Annotated in this window: 4 protein-coding genes; 3 read left to right on the forward strand and 1 reads right to left on the reverse strand. The window is 73.8% G+C overall.

Features of this window, described 5'->3' with window-relative positions; translation table 11 throughout:
• Window positions 1-126: 126 nt before the first annotated feature.
• Window positions 127-1,437: an extracellular solute-binding protein gene (locus ACFCX4_RS32225; RefSeq protein ID WP_376150301.1), complete on the reverse strand. Its 1,311-nt coding sequence runs from the start codon at window positions 1,435-1,437 to the stop codon at window positions 127-129.
• 337 nt (window positions 1,438-1,774) lie between these two features.
• On the opposite strand from ACFCX4_RS32225, the gene ACFCX4_RS32230 reads away from it, so the two are divergent.
• The 3 genes from ACFCX4_RS32230 (at window position 1,775) to ACFCX4_RS32240 (ending at window position 4,412) form a co-directional block, all read left to right on the forward strand.
• Window positions 1,775-2,749, forward strand: coding sequence for an IclR family transcriptional regulator (locus tag ACFCX4_RS32230; RefSeq protein WP_376150303.1), 975 nt, complete (start codon window positions 1,775-1,777; stop codon window positions 2,747-2,749).
• 233 nt (window positions 2,750-2,982) lie between these two features.
• Entirely contained in the window at window positions 2,983-3,735 is a 753-nt protein-coding gene (locus tag ACFCX4_RS32235) for an alpha/beta hydrolase (protein WP_376150305.1), read from the forward strand.
• A 203-nt stretch (window positions 3,736-3,938) separates the two neighbouring features.
• The gene (locus tag ACFCX4_RS32240; protein ID WP_376150307.1) at window positions 3,939-4,412 is read left to right on the forward strand and encodes an NUDIX domain-containing protein; all 474 of its coding nucleotides are present in this window, start codon (window positions 3,939-3,941) and stop codon (window positions 4,410-4,412) included.
• Window positions 4,413-4,502: the final 90 nt, after the last annotated feature.

The raw sequence follows: 4,502 nt of genomic DNA on the forward strand, positions 1-4,502 counted from the left end.
GCGCGGGGGCGCGGCCGACGCGTTGCCCCGGCGCCGCCCGCTCGGGGATGACGGCGCCGCCGGGGCGGTCGTGGTGGGTGCGGACACTTACGGGACCTGCTCTCTGGATACCCGGTGGGCCTGGGCTCAGTGGGCGGCGAACGCCGAGGTGATCTGCGTGGCGGCGTCGCCCGAGGCCTTCGCCACGTCCGCCTTGCCGGTGACGACCTGCTGGAGCATGGTCGGGATCACGGCCTGCGCGTCGATCTGCGCCCACGCCTGGTCCAGCGGGACGAACTTGGTGCCGGCCGCGATGGTGTCGGTGAACGGCTTCAGGAAGGGGTCCTTGGCGGAGACCTTGGTGCTGACCGCCTTGAGGGTCGGCAGGTTGCCCATCGCGTCGTACATCTGCTCCTGGTACGCGGGGCTCGCCAGCAGCTCGGCGAACTCGACGGCCAGGGTGCGGTGCTTGGCCGCCTTCATCACGCCGAGGTTGTTGCCGCCCGCGAACGCCGGGGCGATCGAACCGGGCTTCTCGCCGGGCAGCGGGACGACCGCGTACTTGTCCTTGGCGGCGCCGGCGTCCACCTTGCTCTTGCTGGAGTTCGGCAGGATCGCCATCGCGGCCTTGCCGGCCGCGAAGAGGTCGACGGTCTTGCCGCCGGTGAGGTCGGCGCACTGCTGGGCCGGGCAGCCGTTCTCGTTGAAGAGGTCGGTGTAGCGCTTGATGCCGGCCTGCGAGGCGGGCGAGTTGATCGCCGCCTTGTACTTGTCGCCCTCCTTGGTGGCGATGTCGCCGCCCGCGTCCCAGACGAAGGGGAGCGCGCCGAAGGTGTACTTGCCGCCGATCGCGATGCCGAAGGTGTCGGCGTGCGCGCCGTGGATCTTCTCGGTGGCGGCGACCAGCTCGGCGTAGGAGGTGGGCGCGGCCAGGCCGGCCTCGGTGAAGAGGTCGGTGCGGTAGTACAGGCCGCGCACGGCGACCCACCACGGCAGGCCGTAGGTCTTGCCGTCGACCTGGGTGGTCTTGGCGATGACCGGGTCGAGGTCGCCCTTCTCCTTCCACTTGTCGAGGTCGGCGCCGATGTCGGCGAGGCCGCCGGCCGCGACGTAGCCGGGCAGGTCGGTGTTGCCGAACTCGACCAGGTCGGGGGCGCTGTTCGGGTCGTTGAACGCGCCCTTCATCTTGGCGGCGCGGGCCGAGGCGTCGGTGTCGATGTAGCTGACGTTGACGGTGACGCCCTGGTGGGAGGACTGGAACTCGGCGACCGCCTTGCTGATCACCGCCTCCTTCGCGGCGTTGCCGGCCTCGTTGTACAGCCAGACCTGGAGCGTGCCGGTCTTGTCGTCGGCCGCCTTCTCGCCGGCGGGCACGGCGGTGCCGGGCGAACAGGCGGCGGCAGCGATGCAGGTGGCCGCGAGAACGGCGGCGGCGGTGGTCCGTCTGACGATGCGCATGGGTGTGGAGCCTCCCCTCCCGACAGCTGCCGCCGAGACGTGCGCCGCTGGGGACGGGCACGTCGAAGCAGGCCCTGACCGGGGCCGATGGTGGGTGCGTGAACGCGTGGATGTGGGGGTGGAGCTGAGTGGGTACGGCAGAGCGACCGCTCGGGTGGGCTGCGTCGCCTGCTCGATGGCAGGGACGTTAGGCGGGGGCGCTCACGGGCAACAAGACCCGATTCGGGAAGTTTTGCAATGCACAACGCTGTATCGAAAACACAGCGACTCAGTCCGGAAGCGGTACGGTTCGACAACCGCTGCCGTCCGGCGGCGGAACGAGAGGGGAACGGGACCGATGACGGAGCAGACGGCCGCCACGGCCGGGGGGACCGCGGGCACGGGGCCGGCCGGAGGCACGGCCCGGGCCGTCGGCGCCGGGCCGGCCGGGGAGACCTCCGCGGCCGGGAGCGCCGGCACCGCCGCGGGCACCGCGGGGGCGGGCGCGGGGGCGGGCGGGGGCGCGGCCGCGGGCACCAAACCGAAGAAGGCGGCGGGCGAGCGCAACCAGTCCTCCTCACTGCGCCGGGCCCTGTCCGTCCTCGGCTACGTCCGCGACCACGGCGACGGGCGCGGCGTCCCGCTCGCCCAGCTCGCCGAGGCGCTCGACCTCAACAAGTCGACCGTCCTGCGGCTCACCGGCCCGCTGCTCGACGAGCACCTGCTCGACCGCGACCGGGAGACCGGCTGGTTCCGGCTCGGCCACGGCTCGCTGCGGCTCGGCCAGGCCTACCTCTCCACCCTCGACCTGCGCAGCGTCGCGGCCGAACACCTGCGCCGCCTCCAGCGCGAGGCCGGCGAGACCGTCCACCTCACCGTCTGGCAGGCACCGGGCATCGTCTACCTGGACAAGGTCGAGGACGAGACCAACGTCCGGATGGCGTCCCGGGTCGGCAGCCGGGCCCCCGCCTACTGCACGGCGACCGGCAAGGCGATCCTGGCGTGGCTGCCCGAGGAGGCGGTCGCCGAGGTCGTCGCCGCCGGCCTGCGCCCCGTCACCGCCTGGACCATCGCCGACGAGACCCACCTGCGCGCCGACCTCGCCCGGATCCGCGCCCGCGGCTACTCCATCGACGACCGCGAGAACGAGCCCGAGGTCCGCTGCGTCGCCGCCCCGATCTTCGACCACACCGGCGAGGTCACCGCGGCCCTCTCGGTCTCCGGCCTCACCTCCCGGATGACCGCCGCCAGGGTCCGCGCGCTCGGCCCGGTGGTCGCCCAGGTCGGACTCCGCATCTCGCGCGAGCTCGGCTCGGACCGCCCGGTCGCCTGACCGGATCGGCGGGGCGCGCGACCGGCACGGCCATGCGGAAGGGCCCGGCACCTGATGACAGGTGCCGGGCCCTTCCGGCTCGGAGCGCCAGGCCCGGGTCGCACGGACTCTCCCCACTGAAAGTGGGACGTGCTCTGGTAGCACCACTGACGCCTGACGAGAGATCATCTCCCTCGCGACAGGAAGAACACTACCAGGGTGCAACACCCGCCCGAACCACCGGAGAAGCCCTCATGACCAGCGCCGACGCCCCTCCGATCACCGTCGAGTACCTCCCCGGCCGCCTCCTGGACGTCCACCGCCCGCCGGGCGGTCCGGCCGGTCCGCCCGGCGGCGCCGATGCCGCCGGACCCTGGCCCGTCGTCCTCCTCTGGCACGGGAAGGGCCCCGACGAGCGGCGCGAACTCGCCCCGCTGGCCCGCGAGACGGCCCGGCACGGCGTCCTCGTCCTGGTCCCCGACTGGCGCTCCGACGCGCCCGACGGCGGCCGCGACCACCTCCTCGCCTCCCTGCGCCACGCCCGCCGGCACGCGGCCGACCACGGCGGCGACCCCGGGCTCGGCCTGGTCCTGGCCGGCTGGTCGGTCGCCGGCCGGGAGGCGATAGCCGTCGCCACCCACCCCGGCACCCCCGACGACCTTCGCCCCACCGCCGCCGTCGGCATCGCCTCCAGCTACGCGCGCCCCTCGATCACCACCGGTGAGGCCCCCCTCCTCGCCCTGGCCGACCGCCCCTCCCCCGTCCCGCTGTTCCTCGTCCACGGCACCCGCGACGACCTCGTCCCCGCCGACCTGTCGCGCGCCCTGGACACCGCCCTGCTCACCCCGGCCGCGGAGTTCCTCCAGCCCGACTCCGACCACGCGGGCGTCGTCCTCGCCGAGTTCGACCCGGCCGCCGGCCGCTGCGTCGCCACCACGGCCCCCCACGCCGTCCTGGCCGGCCGCGCCACCGCCGCCCTCCTCGCCCGCGCGGCGGGCCGCCGCTGAGCGCACGCGAACGGGCCCGGTACCCGACTGATCGGATACCGGGCCCGCCCGGACTGGAGCGCCAGGCCCGGGTCGCACGGACTCTCCCCACTGAAAGTGGGACGTGCTCTGGTAGCACCACTGACGCCTGACGAGAGATCATCTCCCTCGCGACAGGAAGAACACTACCAGGGGCGAACACCTGCCCCAACCACCGGAGAACCGTGAACGACGCCCAGCCCCACGAGGCCGTGGCCCGGCCCCGCACCGCCGCCGGCCTGCTCCTCCTCGACGAGGAGGACCGCGTCCTGCTCGTGGAACCGACCTACAAACCCGGCCGGGACCTGCCCGGCGGATACCTGCACGCCGGCGAGAGCCCGAGCGACGCCGCGGCACGGGAGGTGCGGGAGGAACTCGGCATCGGCCCGCCGATCGGCCGACTGCTCGTCGCCGACTGGGCTCCCCACCCCGCCGAGGGCGACAAGCTGCTGTTCGTCTTCGACGGCGGGATCCTCCCGGCCGGCGAACGCGATCGCGTCGTCGCCGACGGAACGGAGATCGGCGGGTACGCCTTCCACCCCGCCGACCGGCTGGACGCGCTCCTGGCACCGCGCCTCGCCCGCCGCGTCCGCGCGGCCCTCCTCGCCAGAGAACGGTCCACGACCCTCTACCTGGAACACGGGGTTCCCCGCCCGTAGACGGAAACGCGAACGGGCCCGGTACCCGACTGATCGGATACCGGGCCCGCCCGGACTGGAGCGCCAGGCCCGGGTCGCACGGACTCTCAC

Source organism: Kitasatospora sp. NPDC056327, assembly GCF_042261735.1.
In the GTDB taxonomy this organism is placed as follows: domain Bacteria; phylum Actinomycetota; class Actinomycetes; order Streptomycetales; family Streptomycetaceae; genus Kitasatospora.